Origin of the sequence: Macrococcus animalis (assembly GCF_047425875.1) — a bacterium.
Taxonomy (GTDB): Bacteria; Bacillota; Bacilli; order Staphylococcales; family Staphylococcaceae; genus Macrococcoides; species Macrococcoides animalis.
In genome coordinates, this window is the sequence record NZ_CP179727.1 from 1,961,452 (window position 1) to 1,978,054 (window position 16,603).

Here is a 16,603-nt window from a genome sequence, read left to right on the forward strand (position 1 = left end):
TTTTTTCTATAGCTTTATAAGTCAGTAGCTAGCATTAGAGGTAAATATCGCTAGCCTTAACATCTTTTTATTTATCTTCCGTACTTCTTAAAGTAAGTTCTACTTCTTTTTCTTTACCTTCACGAATCACTTTAAATGTCACTTTATCTCCAGCTTTTTTGTTCTTATAAATGTAATTACGCACATCTCCATCAGTCTTCACATCTTGTCCTTCTACTTGTACGATAACATCACCTTCTTTGAATACTTTTCCAGCTTTTTCATCAGCACTCGCTACGAGAGCGCCATGATTCACTGTTACTTTCATTTCATTCAAATAGTTTGAAGGGACTGATTCTACACTTACTAATGCAAGACCCATAAATGGACGTACAACTTTACCATCTTTGACAAGTTTGTCGATTAAAACTTTCGTATCGTTTGAAGGTATAGCAAATCCTAATCCTTCAACTGTATCTGCTGAAATTTTCAGAGTATTAATACCGATTAATTGGCCTTGATTATTAATTAAAGCACCACCAGAGTTACCAGGGTTAATCGCTGCATCTGTTTGTATCGCTTTTACGGATGATTCGCCAGCCGATGTTTCGACTTTCATCGTACGTTCTTTTGCACTAATAATACCTTCCGTTACACTACCTGATAATTCTACACCGAGTGGGTTTCCAATCGCATAAACTGTATCCCCAACTCTGATTTTAGATGAATCTGCGAATGGAATAGGTTTGATATCATAATTACCGGTGATTTTAAGGACAGCAATATCTGTTAATGCATCTTTACCGATTAAAGTGCCATCTACTGTATCTCCAGTTGATAGACGAACTTTTAAGTCTTTAGCACCTTCAACAACATGATTATTCGTTACGATATAAGCTTCATCATCAGATACTTGATAAATAACGCCTGATCCTGTTCCAGCTGGCGTTTCTTCTGTACTACCACTTTCTCCACGTAGTATATCAAATATGCTACTGTTGGCCTGTTGCATGTTAATAACACCTACTACGGCAGGAGACACTTCTTCTAACATATCGGCAAGTTGCACATTATTACCTGATGATTTCTGGTCAACTTGAATAGGTGTAGTTGCTGGATTATTATTTGCATCGTTTTGTGGAGAGAATAATTGCGGTAATTGCATCGCACCGATTGTTAAACCAGAACCTAAAATCGCTGCAAGCAATAATTTAAGAAAACTTGGTCCTTTCTTTTGTTTATAACTACTATTCGTTGGTTCTGTATAATATTGTGTGGATTCATATGTATTGTTTTCTTGCCCTTCAAATTTGTCCATAATATTTCCCCCTTATAAAAAATATAAATATAATAAAATAAGATAACATTTTTACTTATTTTATTCATATAATAGCCCTTAAGTTCACAAAATATTTAAATACATAAAAATTATCGTCATGTATATACTTTATGATAAAATAAATAAAAAGTCATTTAAAATGATAAGGAGTCTACCTGATGTATAAATTTTTGGCAACGATTATTTATTTAGTAACAAATATAGTATTACGTAAAGTAAAAGTAATAGGTAAGGAAAATATTCCTCAAAACGAAGCTTTTATTGTTACTTGTAATCATAGAAGTATGGTTGAGATTATTATTCTTGCGATGGCTTTATATCCAAAAGAAGTTCACTATATGGCGAAGCAAGAATTATTCAAAGGAAAATTATTAGACCGATTCTTTAGGTCATGTAATGCATTTCCTGTGAATAGAGATAATCCGGGGCCATCAACAATTAAAACGCCTGTAAAATTAATTAAAGAAAATAAAATCGTAGGTATTTTTCCTAGTGGGCGTAGAGAAGATAATGCACCCATGAAAAAAGGTGCAGCAACAATTTCAGTGATGAGTAAATCAAAAATATTACCTGCAGCATATGAAGGACCAAATAGTTTTAAAGATGTTATTTTTGGAAAAGACAAATGTTACATTAAGTTTGATCAACCGATTGATAGCCAAAGCTTTATTGCAGCACATAAAAAAAATGAAGCTATAGATCACATTACTGCTACATTAGAAACAAGAACAAAAGAATTAATTCAAACATTAAAAAACGAAGCGTAACATTTGTTACGCTTCGTTTTTTTATGTTTTGTATAGATACGTTTCTTTATCCTCTGGATAAATAAATTCAAGTTTAATGATTTGAGGTTGATTCGTTTGAACAGCAATTGCTTTTGTCTTTTCTTTTATTTTATTGATGTAAGTTATTTTTTCAACTTCAGTTTGAATTAATTTATATTCTGTTTCTTCTTTAGATGTGTAAGGATAAGACGTTTTCAGTACTATAATACTCATCAGTCTTCACCTACTCCCAATTATTATTTACTTGTTAATCTAATTCCCGTATCTATCATCATTTAAACTATAATCAAAGAATAAAATTTTATTTCGTTATGCGTTTTAAACCTACACAATATAATTTGAAGATATTGATATGTTAACTGATTTTACATTATAAAATAAAAAGTAATTTTTGATAATTCAATATATTAAATATTCAGAATATATAGTATAATTTATAAAAATAGCATGGGGGTGCATCATGAAAATACACAGGCTTAAAAAAGAAGATTCGGTTATAGATTTTATTGATGGAATTGATGATGAGAAAAAAAGAAAAGAGTGTATAATGTTGCTTGATATCTTTGAAGAAACTTCAGGGTATATTGGTAAAATGTGGGGACCGAATATGATTGGTTTTGGAAAGTACCATTATAAATTGAATGACCTAATTGAAGGTGATGCTCCGTTAATAGCCTTTGGGATGAAAAAGAGTAAAATCAGTTTATATTTCGCACCAGATAATATCAATCGCGATCGATATTTAAAGGGTTTAGGTAAACATACATTAGGTAAAACGTGCGTTTATATTAGTGATTTAGAACAAATTGATATTAAAGTATTAAAACAATTGATTGTTGATTCAATGACATATTTATTGAATCAATATAATAAAGATTAAAAAAATAATGAATCAAGTTATGCACTTGTTTCATTATTTTTAATTTCATTTGGAAACAGGCTCTGTTCCAAATTACTTAAGATTATATAAGTTTCTTCATCTAAAGATTCGATTTTCTGTTCATCTGAAAACAGTGATTCAATAATTTCGATATCAATATCTGTGGCTGTAGATATTTGATAAGCAGTTAATCTACCTTTAAATAGATATGGAAGACGTTTCATTCAATCACCCTTAACTAAGTTTTTATTTTATTATATCTGATACATTATGTAATATAAAGTCTTTGTCTAAAGAATACATATCATTATCGCATAAAACCTATAATTTGTACACAATTTATATACAAATAACATTAAAAAATGTATTGTAATCGATGTATTTAAATAATAAAATAAGGTGCAAAGTAAAAATAAATTTCATAGGAGGTAAGGAGATGTATTCATTCTTACAAAGATTAGGTAGAAGTTTAATGTTACCAGTAGCTGTATTACCAGCAGCGGCTTTATTACTTGGTATTGGATACTGGATTGATCCAACAGGATGGGGGGTGAATAATCCTGTTGCAGGATTCTTAATTAAATCTGGTGGCGCAATACTTGATAATTTAGGTTTATTATTTGCTATTGGTGTGGCACTTGGTATGTCTAAATCAAGGGATGGTGCGGTAGCTTTAGCAGCTGTTGTTGGATTTTTAGTCGTAACTACAGTGTTATCTCAAGATTCAGTAGCCAACTTATTGCATATCAAACTTGAAAAAGTTGATATGAGTTTTGGAAAAATTAACAACGTTTTTATAGGTTTACTCGTTGGATTTATTTCATCTTGGACATTTAATAAATTCCACCAAACTGAATTACCAACTGCATTCGCATTTTTTAGTGGTAGACGATTAGTACCAATTTTAACTTCAGTATTTGCTATGATTTTATCTGTTATCTTACTATTTGTTTGGCCATTCTTCTTTGGTTTACTTGTTTCATTCGGGGAGTGGATGATTGGATTAGGGGCTGTTGGTGCTGGTCTATTTGGATTCTTTAACAGGTTATTGATACCAACTGGATTACATCATGCATTAAATGCAGTATTTTGGTTTGATGTAGCAGGTATCAATGACATTGGTAAGTTTCAAAGTAAAGATGCAGTGAAGGGTGTAACAGGTATGTATCAAGCTGGTTTCTTCCCTGTAATGATGTTCGGTATACCTGGTGCTGCATTAGCTATGTATCATTCAGCTAAATCAGAGCGTAAAAAAGCCGTTGCAGGTATATTCTTAGCAGGTGCAGTAGCAGCATTTATCACTGGTGTAACAGAACCAGTAGAATTCTTGTTCTTATTTATTGCACCTAGTTTATATTTAATTCACGCTGTATTAACAGGTATCTCAATGTTTATTGCAGCAACTTTCCATTGGACAGCAGGCTTTGGATTTAGTGCTGGAGCAATAGATTTCTTATTATCTACTAGGAACCCAAATGCGAATCATCCATTGATGTTGTTGGCATTAGGTTTAGTATATTTCGTTTTATATTACGTCATCTTTAGAGCTGTAATTAAATTACAAGATATTAAAACACCAGGGCGTGAATCTGATGAAGATATTGCAAAAATGATTGCGCAAGAAAACGAAGATATGGGTCATACTACTACAGAAAAGAATGATAACATTATCCAACCTAGTAAATATGATTCACTAGCTCAATCAGTCATTGCTGGTGTGGGTGGTAAAGAGAATATTGAAACAGTAACAAACTGTGCAACACGTTTACGTTTTGAATTAAAGGATAATTCATTAGTAGATGAGTCTATAATTAAACGTGCAGGTGCAACTGGTGTAATGAAAGTAGGACGTAAGAACGCTCAAGTCATTATTGGGACACATGTTCAACAAGTTGCTGATGTTGTAGATAAATACTTATAAGATCAAAGAGACCTTCAAGGTCTCTTTTTTTACATAAAAATACCGCTCAAGTGAGCGGTATGCTTCTTATTTCTTTTTAAATGTTTCGTAATATTTACGACCTTTTTCATAATCCAGTCGGTTTTCCCATCGTGCGATAACTAATGTTGATAATGAGTTACCTACAACATTAACCACTGTTCGCATCATGTCGAGAATACGGTCTATACCAATAATTAATGCTAATCCTTCAGGGTGAATGTTCATTGCTGTAAGTGTTGTAATTAACACGACAATTGAAGTGCCTGGTACGGCAGCCATCCCTTTAGAAGTCAACATTAACGTCAGTAATAGTATTAATTGTTCCATCACTGAAAGGTGTACACCATACATTTGCGCAATCGTCAGTGCTGCAATAGATTGGTATAATGCTGATCCGTCTAAATTAAAAGTATAACCTGTTGGTACTACGAAGGAAACGATTTCCTTTGGTGCACCGAATTTCTCCATTTTTTCCATAATCTTTGGTAATACTGTTTCAGAACTTGAAGTAGAGAAAGCTAAGATTAATTCTTCTTTTAAGATAACAAGTAGGTGGAAGATGTTGATTTTACATAGCGCAGCTACGCCTCCAAGAACAACTATTATGAAAAATACCATAGATCCAGCAACTACAAGTGCTAACTTTCCAAGTGGAATTAATGCACCTAACCCTAAGTTAATGATTGTAACTGCCATAAACGCAAATACACCGATTGGCGCATATTTCATGATTTGGTTTGTCATCCAGAAGATAACATCTAAGAAGCCGTCGAAAAATGCTTTAACGGGCTCTCCTTTTTTACCAATTGCAGCTAATCCTAATCCAAAGAATACTGAGAAGAAGATTACTGGTAATAGCTGGCCTTGCGCCATTGAATCAATAATATTCGTTGGAATAATATTGACGATTGTATCTATCATATGATTACCATAAGTAGATTCTGCAGCTGCTTCTGCATTCGCTGCATATTTCGTAACGTCACCTTTTGGGAGTAGGTTTTTATCAATACCTGAACCTGGTTTGAAGACATTAGCAAAAATAATACCTAGTCCAATTGCAATTGTTGTAATAACTTCGAAGTAAAGTAGTGTTTTCCATCCGTAACGTCCTACTGTTTTCATATCTCCAGTACCTGCAATAGATATAACTAGAGAACAGAAAACAATCGGTACAACAATCATTTTAATTAAATGTAAGAAGATATCTCCTAATGGCTGAAAGTAGTTAACATACTCTGTTTTACCATTTAGCATTGCACCAACCACGACACCTAGAACAAGTGCGAGTAATATCTGCATAGGTAAGCTTATCAATTTCTTTTTAGGTTTTTTTATCTCTGTAACTGAACTCATTTTTTCATCCCTCTTTTCTTCCGTACTTGATTATTTTAGTTTTAAAAATGAAAGATGTCAATTTTTATTTTGTACAAATGTCTGAAAATTCTGTAGTTATTATGTTATAATAATATCATTATTATTTAGAGGTGATATAAAATGAAACAAATTATTTTTGATGTAGATGGTGTATTTTTAAGTGAAGAAAGGTGTTTCGATGTAACCGCTATCACTGTATTTGAATTACTATATGGTAAACATTATCTTGATTTATCTGGTGATGATATTTCAGTATTATTGACAGATGAAGAAATAGCCTCAATTCGTAGAAAAATATTATATAAAGATAATATTCTGAGAAAACTTAAAGATAAAGGGCTCAATTCTAACTGGGATATGCTATTTATCATTTTTAGTATACATTTGATAGAGTTAATAAAACGAAACAGAAGTCAATTTAATAATGACTTTAATCATATTGATTTGAAATGGTTACAAGAAGCAAAGTTTTCAGATGAATTAATTAATTATGAGTTACCTCTTTCGTTCATCTCAAATGTACCTAGTGGTAAATTGGAAGTCTATGATCATTTGGTTACATATGCGAGTGAGGAATTACAGACAGATGCTGTTGAAAGTTTCCAATTAAAGAGTTCATTATGGAATATATCTCAAAATGTTTATCAAGAATGGTATTTAGGTGAGGCATATCATTTTGAGACTTCTGGAAAAGAAAGTTTATTAAAGGGAAAACCAGGTTATTTGAAAAATGAGGTAATTATACAACCTGCTGATAAAATAAAAAAAGTCCTCGATCGAATTAAAGAAAAAGGGTATATTATTGGTATTGCTACAGGTCGTCCAAGAATAGAAACACTAGTGCCTTTTGAATCGTTTGATTTACTATCATATTTTGACGAAAATAAAATTGTAACGGCATCAGAAGTATTAGATGCTGAGCGAATGTTCCCTGAACATCGACCACTTGGCAAACCACATCCATTCTGTTATTTAGCTAGTTATCATGGCAATAATCCATCTCATTATTTAGATTATATTAATGGGGAATGTGTAGAAAAATCAGAGTTTATAATAGTGGGAGATTCTTTAGCCGACTATTATTGTGCCAAAGCTATTGGCGCAACATTTGTTGCAACTTTAACAGGTGTGAAAGGGCAGTCTGAACGTTCTACTTTTGAAGACTTGCAGGCGGATTATATAATCGATGATATTTTAGATTTAGACAAAATTTTATAATAATATAAGTAGAGCAACAAAAATAGGCCAATCATTAACGAATGATTGGCCTATTTTTGTTATAACTCAATATTTTTTACTTGAATAAATCCTTCAATTGACTTTAATGCGGTGATAACATCTTCATTTACTTCGCTATCGACAGTTAAAGTCATAATAGCTTGTCCACCTTTATCATGACGGCCTAGTTGCATTGAACCAATATTGATATTGAATTCACCTAATACTTTTCCTGTTTTACCGATAACACCCGGTTGATCGATATGTTCAATGTAAAGATTATGTGCTTCAGGTTTGAAGTCTACAGGATAACTGTTTATTTTAACAATTCTTGGCCCATAACTTTTAAGAACTGTTGCGCCGATTGTCACTTTATTATTATCATTTTCTAGTGTGATTTCTAAATAATTTGTAAAATGATCTGCATCTTTATTTTTTTCGATTTGATAAACTACATGTTGTTCATTAAGTAAATATAATGCATTAATAATGTTGACGTTTTCCATTAATTTATTTTTCAGTATATGCATGACAATCGTACGTGTTAATAAAGAGGTGTCATCTAGCGCAAGTTCACCATTATATTTTAATAGAATCTTACTTGGGCCATCATTAAATAGGATTGTTGCTACTTTTCCTGCTAATTCGGCTACTTCTATAAATGGCGCAGCTTCTTTTGTGATTTTTTGTGTCATGACGGGTGCATTAATTGCATGTGTGACATTTTGTTGCGTAAAAATTTCGATAACTTCTTCGGCTACAGAAATAGCAACTTTTTCTTGAGCTTCTATAGTAGATGCACCAAGGTGTGGTGTGACAACAATTTTAGGATGATGAATGATAGGTTGGTGTAATGGAGGCTCTATGTCAAAGACATCTAAGGCAGCTCCTCGAATTTCATTTTCATCCAATGCATTAATTAAATCAGCTTCTACGATAATACCACCACGTGCAACGTTAACAATAAGGAGATTATCTTTTGCTTGTTTAAAGAAATTAGCATTTATCATACCCTTTGTTTTATCTGTTAAAGGCGTATGGACCGTTATCACATCTGCATTATCACGAATTTCTTCTACTGTAGCATTTGTGACTTCCAAACCTTGCGCTTTATCATTCGTTAAAAATGGATCATAAGCTAATACTTTCATACCAAAACTTTGTAAACGTTTTGCAACACCTTGGCCAATTCGACCAAAGCCTATGATACCCAGTGTTTTATTTTGTAACTCTAATCCTTGATATTTTTTTCTATTCCATTCATCATTTTGTAAATCATAATGTGCTTGAGGAATATTTCTAACAAGTGATAGAATCATTGCGACAGTGTGTTCAGTTGCTGAGATGGTATTGCCATCTGGTGCATTTATGACAATAATACCTCTTTTAGTTGCTGCATCAATATCGATATTGTCGACTCCAACACCTGCACGTGCGATTACTTTTAGTGAACTATTTTCAATAATTGGTGCCGAAAGTGTTGTTGCACTTCTAAGTAATGCACCATCATAGTGCTTTAATACTTCTATTAATTCTTGTTCAGACTTATTGTGATGTATATCTACAACAAAATCCGGATGTTCTATTAATGCATTCAACCCCGTATCACTGATTTCATCTAATACAGCTATTTTATACATGAAATAACCTCCTGGAATGCTGTTAATCCCTTACCTAAATAAGATTTCCCTCTTATGTCTGACAATATGATTTCTAAAGCACTGATAACTTTCAACATATCAAAGGGTGTAACGTAACCCATATGGCCGATACGTAATATTTTTCCTTTTAAATGAGCTTGTCCACCTGCAATGGTTATATTAAAGTCTGAAAGAAGTCGAGACTTAATTATATTAATCTCTGTTTGGATAGGCACGATAGCTGTAACTGTTGGAGATGCATCTTTATCATCTACGAAGAGTGGGATATCTAATGCTTTTAATGCACTTCTTAATCCGTCACGACAAGCATAGTGACGTTTCACTGTATTTTCGAATCCTTCTGATTCTACTATTTCTAACATGCCTCGAATACTTTGTATAAGTCCGATTGGAGGTGTGAATGGTGTAGTATCATCGAATAATTTATTAATATATAAAGATAGATTAAAATAGAATTTGTCTGATTTGCTTGAAGCTATTTTCTTTCTGCTTTCAGCCGTATATGCTACAAATCCCATCCCTGCAGGTAACATAAGAGCTTTTTGGCTACCTGCTACAAGAATATCTACTTTATCTCTGCTCATATCCATATCATATGCACCAATTATGCTAACGCCATCTACCACAAACAGTACATTATCATCTATTGATTTGATATAATGACCTATTTGTTCAATAGGGTGAATGACAGTGGTAGAAGTCTCACATAGTTGTGTAAAAACAGCTTTAATGGGCTGAGTTAATTGATTATAAAAAGACATAAAAGCAGTCATATTTAAAGCTTTACCCCATTCAATTTCAAATACATGGAGGTGATAATGATATGCTTCGGCAATTTTCTTAAAGCGGTTACCAAAAGCACCACTTACAATGACAACAATATGATCATCTTTATCGACCGTATTGACCATTGCAGTTTCTAAAGCACTTGTTCCACTTCCTGCCAATATTACAACAGGTTGATCAGTACCAAATATGGGTGCCAAACCTTTACTGACATCATGCAGAATTTTTTGGAAAGATTCTGTACGATGACCAATCATTGGTAAAGTTAAATAATGATTAACGATATCAGGAATAGGTGTTGGACCGGGAGAGAGTAGAACGGGTTGATTTAAGTACATCTTTGACCACCTCATTTCAAATGTTGTCACTAGTTTAACAGATGTCTTTCTAGAGTGGAATAGCGATTAGTGAATTTAAGGTGAATTTTATGAAAATCTATATAATTTATTGTATTAAAATTATTGTTTTGGAATTTAATGTGACGATATTACCATGTTATTCAAATAAATAGCATTAATTTGAACAGATACATTGCCTTGAATTGCACGTGTTATCATGCAACTTTTTTCTGCTTTATTAATAAGTCTTAGTAGTTTACTTAAGTCGATTTCATCTATAGTTATATTTTGTGTAGATAAGTAAACCTCATATGTTATACTTTCAAACGTCTGTAAACCTTTTTCAACCGAAATAGTAGCTATTGCGTCAACATAGTCCACTTCTGTATATATTTTATTCTTCTCGAAATAAGAACTCATCGTAATCGTAAAACAAGTGACAGCAGCTGATAATAACATTTCATCCGGATTTGTACCGATATCAGGGCCGTTCATTTCTACAGGAATTGAAATTTGAGATTTTAAATGTTTATTTTCTATCGTTCCAACCCCGTTATAACCACCTTTAAATTTCGCTGTGCACTTAAATGTGTGTTTCATATTAATATTCATCTCCTAAATATATTTAAATTTATATTCATTATACTGGAAACAGTAATATATCAATCTATAAAATGATTGAGAAGTGAAAATTCAAAAAAAAACACCAATCGAATGATTGATGTTTTTGGTTGAACTTATTAACGAGAGTAGTACTCAACGATTAATTGTTCATTAATTTCAGCTGATAATTCACTACGTTCTGGAACGCGTACGAATGTACCTTCTATTTTTTCAGCATCGAACGTTAAGTATTCAGGAACATGGTTAGATAATTCAACTGATTCAACGATGATGTTTAATTTTTGTGATTTTTCACGAACTGAAATTACTTGACCAGGTTTTAATTGGTATGATGGGATGTCTACGCGAGCGCCATCTACCATGATGTGACCGTGGTTTACTAATTGACGAGCTTGACGACGAGTACGCGCTAAACCTAATTGGTATACTACTGCATCTAAACGAGAAGCAAGTAATGCCATGAAGTTAGCACCGTGAATACCTTTCATTTTACCAGCACGGTCAAAGATTGTGCGGAATTGACGTTCATTGATTCCGTACATGTAACGTAATTTTTGTTTCTCTTGTAATTGTAAACCATATTCAGATAATTTTTTACGTTGGTTAGGACCGTGTTGTCCTGGTGCATAAGGGCGTCTTTCTAATTCTTTACCAGTGCCGCTTAAAGAGATACCTAAACGACGAGATTTTTTCCAAGTTGAACCTGTAAAACGAGCCATAATGTGACTCCTCCTCTTATTTTGTTTTTTATGTAAAAAACAAAAACGTGATAAATGCTAAAGAACGATATAATGTCATTCCGTGCCTTCGCCTTATAGCTTCGGTTACGCAACACGCCAACATAGGGGACATCATAGAGCGTCTTAATATTTATCTGCTATCTTCGTTTATTCACATAGATGTTATTATATCACGCTGATTATATTTGTCAACAACAAATTACACTAATCTAATGATATGCTTTTCAAGCACTTTAACAAAAGTTTCTAATCCAGCTTGATCTTCAGAGTCAAAGCGATTTTTAATTGGGGCGTCAATATCTAACACGCCAAATACGTCGCCATTTATAATAATTGGTACAACTATTTCAGATTGACTCGCAGCATCACAAGCTATATGACCAGGAAAAGCATTTACGTCTTCAATACGCATTGTTTTGCGCTCACTTACTGCTGTTCCACAAACACCTTTTCCGACAGGAATTGTTACACATGCGGGTTTACCTTGGAAAGGTCCTAGTTGTAAATGCGCATTCTTCATCGTATAAAAACCGACCCAGTTGACATCCGTCATGAACTCATTGAGTAGTGCACTTGCATTCGCTAAGTGGCTGACGATATCTTCCTCACCATCTAGTAAGGCATCAAGCATTTGATGTAGTGTTTTATAGTCATTTATTTGGTTAATTTCAAACATAATATCGCTCCTTTTGGTATAATCAATTTCTATAGGTTTAAATAGTGTATCTAATTTAAGAACTTTTCACAATTAATTGTTTTTGTAAAAGATTATTTACGTTATAATAGGTAAGAGTACTTTGGAAGGAATGAAAATTGATGATATATGCCATAGTTGGAGTAATCGTATTAATACTAATTATTGTTGGTATTATGTTTTATTTAAGAAATCAAAAGAGAATTAATGTAGAGCAAGTTGAAACAAGAAAAAACGAAATTAAAAATTTACCGTTTCAAGATGAGCTTGTTAAAGTGAAAGCTTTAAACTTATCGGGTCAAGCAAATAACCGTTTTGAAAAATGGAAAAAAGAATGGCAAACGGTATTAAATGAAGATATTAAAGCATGTGAGCTTACGATTAACGATGCTGATGAAGCTCTAGATAAGTTTAAGTTTAAAGACAGCGAGGAAAAAATTGCAGAAAGTAATCATTTACTCGATCAAATAGAGAAAAAATATAAACATTTTACTGAGGATATTAATCAATACTTATCATCTACTAAAGAAGACGAAAGAAAATATGATGAATGTAAAATTATTTATCGAGAAGCGAAACGTGATGTATTAGCAAATCGCCATCAATTTGGAGAGGCTGCTGATCCGCTTGAAGAACAAATAGAGACATATTCACCTAAAATTGAAGTATATGATAATTTAATTAGCGAAGGAAACTATGATGATGCGCATGAACATATTGATGCATTACATAGTGAAATGACTCGATTAAAAGAAGATATGGACGATATTCCTTTACTGATTCGTGATGTTCAAAAAGAATTACCAGGTCAATTTCAAGATATTCGTTTCGGATGTCGTGATTTAAAGATAGAAGGTTATAATTTAGAACACGTTAAAGTAGATGGTAATCTCCAAACTTTAAAAGGAAAGCTAAACTTAGTTGAACCATTGATTGCTAGACTTCAATTAGATGAAGCAGAAGGTATTATCGGTGAGATTAATGATTCGATTGATGAAATGCTAGAGCTGATTGAGTATGAAGTAAAAGCAAAAAATAATGTAGAGACAACGAAAGAAAGCATTACAGATCAATTATTCCATGCAAAAGATATGAACTATACTTTACGCACTGAAATCGAGTATGTAAAAGAAAGCTATTATATTAATGAAGAAGATGTTCAAAAAGTACGTCAATATGATAATGAAATTCAAAGTTTAGTGAATGTATATGACGAAATCTTAACTGAAACAGCAAAATCGAGTGTACGTTATACAGAAGTCGAAGATAATTTGAAGTATATAGATGAGCATGTTAAAGTGATTAACGAAAATCAAGATAAAATTCAGCAACATTTAACGAATTTACGTGAAGATGAACAAGAAGCTCAAAAGAACATATTAAAGATTCAAGCGAAGAAAGAAGAAATATACAGAAGACTTTTGGCATCAAACTTATCAAGTGTTCCAGAACGCTTTATCATTATGAAAAATGAAATTGATATTGAAACACGTGAAGTACATCAATTATTTAATAAACGTCCTATGAATGTGACGCATGTACGTGATAAAGTAAATAAGGCATTAATCACCATGAATACATTTGAAGCAGAAGCCGTTGATGTATTAGAGAATGCAAAATATGCTGAAAAATTAATTCAATATGGTAATCGATATAGAAAAGAAAGATCAGATATTAATAAAGACCTAAATGAAGCGGAGCGTTTGTTTAGTAATAATCGCTATAAACGTGCTGTTGAGATTGCTGAAGCTGCAATTGAACGCGTTGAACCCGGTGTTACTGAAAAAATCGAAGCAAGTGTAATAAATCAAAGACATTAATTTGAAATAATATGATAAGAAGTAAAAGACTTGAATTCATTCAAGTCTTTTATTCATTGAGGTGAATATATGAACTATTTAGACAATTGTGCAACAACAAAGCCGGATTCAGACGTACTAAATACTTTTAATACAGTCAATACTACTTACTTTTATAACCCGAGTAGTCCTCATGGAAAAGGATTAGAAGCAAATAAATTATTAGAATCTGCACGTGATCAAATAAAAAAACTATTAGGTTTAAAACACCAATCTGTAATTTTTACAAGTGGAGCTACGGAGTCAAACAATTTAGTAATTACAGGTATGGCACGTAGTAAGAAACAATTTGGTAAGACGATTATTACATCTAAACTTGAACATCCTTCAGTACTAGAAACAGTAAGAGCATTAGAAGACGAAGGATTTAATATTAAATATGTAAAATTTAATGAGGATGCAACTATTGATTTAAATCACTTTAAATCATTGCTGAATCAAGATGTCGTCATGGTATGTTTAATGCATGTCAACAATGTAATGGGTGCAATTATACCAATCAAAGAAATACATGATTTAATTCAAGATTATCCAAAAATTCATTTCCATGTAGACTGTGTTCAATCATTTGGTAAATTGCCAATCGATGCAAGCTTAATGGATAGCTTCGTGTTAAGTGGTCATAAATTTAATGGTTTAAAAGGTCAAGGGATTTTAGTATTTGACCAACTTGTCACTGTAACACACACGTTGTTTGGTGGTGGACAAGAATATGGCTTTAGAAGTGGTACGGTTAATGTTGCAAGTGATGTTTCAATGGCGAAAGCGATGCGCATTGCTCTAAATGAACAAGGAGTGATAATTGAGCGCATGAGACAATTTAAGAGAATGATTGAAACAAAAGTCGAACAATATCCAGGTATCCGTGTCAATTCTGTTGGAAACGGTGCGCCTCATATTGTGAATATCGCTTTTATAGGAGTGAAAGGAGAAGTTATTGTCAATAGTTTCTCAAAACGTGGTATTATGATATCTACAACAAGTGCATGTTCATCAAAGCGGGCTAAATTAAATGAAACATTGACAGCACTGAATGTACCGGATGACGCCATTACAGGAAGTGTACGTATTTCATTCGATAAATATACAACTGAAACTGATATCGAATCATTTGTTAAAGCATTTGATGAGATCTATGAAGAAATGAAGGAGCTATTAATACAATGAAATTTGACCACATTTTAGTACGATACGGAGAGTTGACTTTGAAGTCTGGAAACCGTAATACGTTTGTTAACCAATTAAAAAGTAACATTAAATATGCATTAATCCCATTAGAAGGATATAAAGTATTAGCCAATCGCGATAGAATGTATGTAGAAGTAACAGAAGATGCTGATGTAGAAGAAATTATGCATCGTATTTCTAAAGTATTCGGAGTGCACTCTGTAAGCCCAGTCGTGAAAGTCGATAAAGATATTGAAGTCATCAAAGAAACAGCAGTTGTTCTGGCAAAGGAAATTGATGTGCCTGGTAATACATTTAAAGTTGATGCGAAACGTTCTGATAAGAGTTTCCAATATGAAACGTTTGATTTGCAACAAATTTTAGGTAAAGAAATACTATCAAATATTGAGTATTTAACAGTAAATGTAAAAAAACCTGACTATAAATTATTAGTAGAAATACGTCGTGATGCTGCTTATCTGTATTCACGTGTCATTAAAGGTGCAGGAGGATTACCTGTTGGCACAGGTGGCAAGACGCTTTTAATGCTTTCAGGTGGTATTGATTCGCCTGTAGCAGGAATTGAAGTCATGCGTCGTGGTGTGACAATTGAAGCAATTCATTTTCACTCTCCACCTTTTACTAGCGAAGAAGCGAAGCAGAAGGTCATTGATTTAACGCAAATCATGGCAGAAACAGCTGGCGAGATTAAACTGCATCTAGTACCTTTTACAGATATTCAAAAGATGATTCATAAAACAGTACCAGAGAATTTGACTATGACATCAACACGTCGCATGATGATGCGTATTGCCGATCAGTTTGCGCGTCAAATTGATGCAAAAGCACTCGTCAACGGTGAGAACTTAGGACAAGTAGCATCACAAACATTAGGTAGTATGTATGCTATAAATGCAGTGACGAATTTACCGATTTTGCGTCCGCTCTTAACGTATGATAAAGAAGAAATTGTAAAAAAAGCAAAAGACATTGGTACATATGAAACATCAATATTACCGTTTGAAGATTGTTGTACAATCTTCACGCCTAAGAACCCGAAAACAAACCCAAGATTAGATAAAGTTGAAAGTTTTGAAGGAAAAGTTGATTTTGAAGCGATGATAAAAACGGCAATTGAGGGTATAGAAACAATAACACTTTCTAAAAATAATAAAAAGAGTGATACAGACTTCTCAGATTTATTATAAGGGGGT

General features: G+C 32.9%; 16 protein-coding genes. 7 read left to right on the top strand and 9 right to left on the bottom strand.

The window, feature by feature from the left end; translation table 11 throughout:
• Window positions 1–67: 67 nt before the first annotated feature.
• Window positions 68–1,297: a S1C family serine protease gene (locus tag ACMGE9_RS10380; protein WP_414042695.1), complete on the bottom strand. Its 1,230-nt coding sequence runs from the start codon at window positions 1,295–1,297 to the stop codon at window positions 68–70.
• A gap of 179 nt (window positions 1,298–1,476) precedes the next feature.
• Here ACMGE9_RS10380 and ACMGE9_RS10385 point away from each other — a divergent pair, with 179 nt between their 5' ends.
• Window positions 1,477–2,085, top strand: coding sequence for a lysophospholipid acyltransferase family protein (locus ACMGE9_RS10385; RefSeq protein WP_414042696.1), 609 nt, complete (start codon window positions 1,477–1,479; stop codon window positions 2,083–2,085).
• A gap of 21 nt (window positions 2,086–2,106) precedes the next feature.
• Here ACMGE9_RS10385 and ACMGE9_RS10390 read toward each other — a convergent pair whose 3' ends face one another.
• Window positions 2,107–2,319 (bottom strand): hypothetical protein, encoded by a 213-nt coding sequence (locus tag ACMGE9_RS10390; protein WP_414042697.1) that lies wholly within the window; start codon window positions 2,317–2,319, stop codon window positions 2,107–2,109.
• A 247-nt stretch (window positions 2,320–2,566) separates the two neighbouring features.
• Between ACMGE9_RS10390 and ACMGE9_RS10395 the strand changes: the two genes are divergently transcribed.
• A complete protein-coding gene (locus ACMGE9_RS10395; protein WP_414042698.1) occupies window positions 2,567–2,986 on the top strand; it encodes a DUF1801 domain-containing protein in 420 nt (139 codons plus the stop codon).
• Window positions 2,987–3,003: 17 nt separating this feature from the next.
• On the opposite strand, the gene ACMGE9_RS10400 is transcribed toward ACMGE9_RS10395, so the two are convergent.
• Window positions 3,004–3,210 carry a hypothetical protein gene (locus ACMGE9_RS10400; protein ID WP_414042699.1) on the bottom strand — a complete coding sequence of 69 codons (207 nt, stop codon included), beginning with the start codon at window positions 3,208–3,210 and terminating at the stop codon, window positions 3,004–3,006.
• 212 nt (window positions 3,211–3,422) lie between these two features.
• Between ACMGE9_RS10400 and nagE the strand changes: the two genes are divergently transcribed.
• Window positions 3,423–4,907: an N-acetylglucosamine-specific PTS transporter subunit IIBC gene (gene nagE, locus ACMGE9_RS10405; protein WP_414042700.1), complete on the top strand. Its 1,485-nt coding sequence runs from the start codon at window positions 3,423–3,425 to the stop codon at window positions 4,905–4,907.
• 66 nt (window positions 4,908–4,973) lie between these two features.
• Here the strand turns inward: nagE and ACMGE9_RS10410 are convergent, their stop codons facing one another.
• Window positions 4,974–6,281: a cation:dicarboxylate symporter family transporter gene (locus ACMGE9_RS10410; protein WP_414042701.1), complete on the bottom strand. Its 1,308-nt coding sequence runs from the start codon at window positions 6,279–6,281 to the stop codon at window positions 4,974–4,976.
• A 141-nt stretch (window positions 6,282–6,422) separates the two neighbouring features.
• Between ACMGE9_RS10410 and ACMGE9_RS10415 the strand changes: the two genes are divergently transcribed.
• Complete coding sequence (locus ACMGE9_RS10415; protein ID WP_414042702.1) at window positions 6,423–7,520, top strand: HAD family hydrolase; 1,098 nt, start codon at window positions 6,423–6,425, stop codon at window positions 7,518–7,520.
• Window positions 7,521–7,579: 59 nt separating this feature from the next.
• Here ACMGE9_RS10415 and serA read toward each other — a convergent pair whose 3' ends face one another.
• The 5 genes from serA to ACMGE9_RS10440 form a co-directional block, all read right to left on the bottom strand.
• A complete protein-coding gene (gene serA, locus ACMGE9_RS10420; protein WP_414042703.1) occupies window positions 7,580–9,160 on the bottom strand; it encodes a phosphoglycerate dehydrogenase in 1,581 nt (526 codons plus the stop codon).
• On the bottom strand, window positions 9,148–10,305 hold the full coding sequence (locus ACMGE9_RS10425) for a pyridoxal-phosphate-dependent aminotransferase family protein (RefSeq protein ID WP_414042704.1): 1,158 nt from the start codon (window positions 10,303–10,305) through the stop codon (window positions 9,148–9,150). Before ACMGE9_RS10425 ends, serA begins: the two co-directional genes overlap by 13 nt.
• Before the next feature lie 135 nt (window positions 10,306–10,440).
• On the bottom strand, window positions 10,441–10,905 hold the full coding sequence (locus ACMGE9_RS10430) for an OsmC family protein (RefSeq protein ID WP_414042705.1): 465 nt from the start codon (window positions 10,903–10,905) through the stop codon (window positions 10,441–10,443).
• 140 nt (window positions 10,906–11,045) lie between these two features.
• A complete protein-coding gene (gene rpsD, locus ACMGE9_RS10435; protein ID WP_414042706.1) occupies window positions 11,046–11,648 on the bottom strand; it encodes a 30S ribosomal protein S4 in 603 nt (200 codons plus the stop codon).
• A 220-nt stretch (window positions 11,649–11,868) separates the two neighbouring features.
• Window positions 11,869–12,345 carry a GAF domain-containing protein gene (locus ACMGE9_RS10440; RefSeq protein ID WP_414042707.1) on the bottom strand — a complete coding sequence of 159 codons (477 nt, stop codon included), beginning with the start codon at window positions 12,343–12,345 and terminating at the stop codon, window positions 11,869–11,871.
• Window positions 12,346–12,482: 137 nt separating this feature from the next.
• Here ACMGE9_RS10440 and ezrA point away from each other — a divergent pair, with 137 nt between their 5' ends.
• The 3 genes from ezrA to thiI all read left to right on the top strand — a co-directional run bounded on the left by ezrA (window position 12,483) and on the right by thiI (window position 16,597).
• The gene (gene ezrA / locus ACMGE9_RS10445; RefSeq protein ID WP_414042708.1) at window positions 12,483–14,183 is read left to right on the top strand and encodes a septation ring formation regulator EzrA; all 1,701 of its coding nucleotides are present in this window, start codon (window positions 12,483–12,485) and stop codon (window positions 14,181–14,183) included.
• Between the two features lie 69 nt (window positions 14,184–14,252).
• Complete coding sequence (locus ACMGE9_RS10450) at window positions 14,253–15,389, top strand: cysteine desulfurase family protein (RefSeq protein ID WP_414042709.1); 1,137 nt, start codon at window positions 14,253–14,255, stop codon at window positions 15,387–15,389.
• The gene (gene thiI / locus ACMGE9_RS10455) at window positions 15,386–16,597 is read left to right on the top strand and encodes a tRNA uracil 4-sulfurtransferase ThiI (RefSeq protein ID WP_414042710.1); all 1,212 of its coding nucleotides are present in this window, start codon (window positions 15,386–15,388) and stop codon (window positions 16,595–16,597) included. The genes ACMGE9_RS10450 and thiI overlap by 4 nt, the downstream gene beginning before the upstream one ends.
• Window positions 16,598–16,603 lie beyond the last annotated feature (6 nt).

Excerpts from the sequence above, each read along its gene's own strand:
- ACMGE9_RS10440 (WP_414042707.1), bottom strand. The coding sequence starts at position 12,345 with ATGTTTGAAATTAACCAAATAAATGACTATAAAACACTACATCAAATG.
- ACMGE9_RS10390 (WP_414042697.1), bottom strand. The coding sequence starts at position 2,319 with ATGAGTATTATAGTACTGAAAACGTCTTATCCTTACACATCTAAAGAA.
- ACMGE9_RS10425 (WP_414042704.1), bottom strand. The coding sequence starts at position 10,305 with ATGTACTTAAATCAACCCGTTCTACTCTCTCCCGGTCCAACACCTATT.
- thiI (WP_414042710.1), top strand. The coding sequence starts at position 15,386 with ATGAAATTTGACCACATTTTAGTACGATACGGAGAGTTGACTTTGAAG.
- ACMGE9_RS10430 (WP_414042705.1), bottom strand. The coding sequence starts at position 10,905 with ATGAAACACACATTTAAGTGCACAGCGAAATTTAAAGGTGGTTATAAC.
- ACMGE9_RS10400 (WP_414042699.1), bottom strand. The coding sequence starts at position 3,210 with ATGAAACGTCTTCCATATCTATTTAAAGGTAGATTAACTGCTTATCAA.
- ACMGE9_RS10395 (WP_414042698.1), top strand. The coding sequence starts at position 2,567 with ATGAAAATACACAGGCTTAAAAAAGAAGATTCGGTTATAGATTTTATT.
- ACMGE9_RS10410 (WP_414042701.1), bottom strand. The coding sequence starts at position 6,281 with ATGAGTTCAGTTACAGAGATAAAAAAACCTAAAAAGAAATTGATAAGC.
- ACMGE9_RS10385 (WP_414042696.1), top strand. The coding sequence starts at position 1,477 with ATGTATAAATTTTTGGCAACGATTATTTATTTAGTAACAAATATAGTA.
- ACMGE9_RS10415 (WP_414042702.1), top strand. The coding sequence starts at position 6,423 with ATGAAACAAATTATTTTTGATGTAGATGGTGTATTTTTAAGTGAAGAA.
- ACMGE9_RS10450 (WP_414042709.1), top strand. The coding sequence starts at position 14,253 with ATGAACTATTTAGACAATTGTGCAACAACAAAGCCGGATTCAGACGTA.
- ACMGE9_RS10380 (WP_414042695.1), bottom strand. The coding sequence starts at position 1,297 with ATGGACAAATTTGAAGGGCAAGAAAACAATACATATGAATCCACACAA.
- nagE (WP_414042700.1), top strand. The coding sequence starts at position 3,423 with ATGTATTCATTCTTACAAAGATTAGGTAGAAGTTTAATGTTACCAGTA.
- rpsD (WP_414042706.1), bottom strand. The coding sequence starts at position 11,648 with ATGGCTCGTTTTACAGGTTCAACTTGGAAAAAATCTCGTCGTTTAGGT.
- serA (WP_414042703.1), bottom strand. The coding sequence starts at position 9,160 with ATGTATAAAATAGCTGTATTAGATGAAATCAGTGATACGGGGTTGAAT.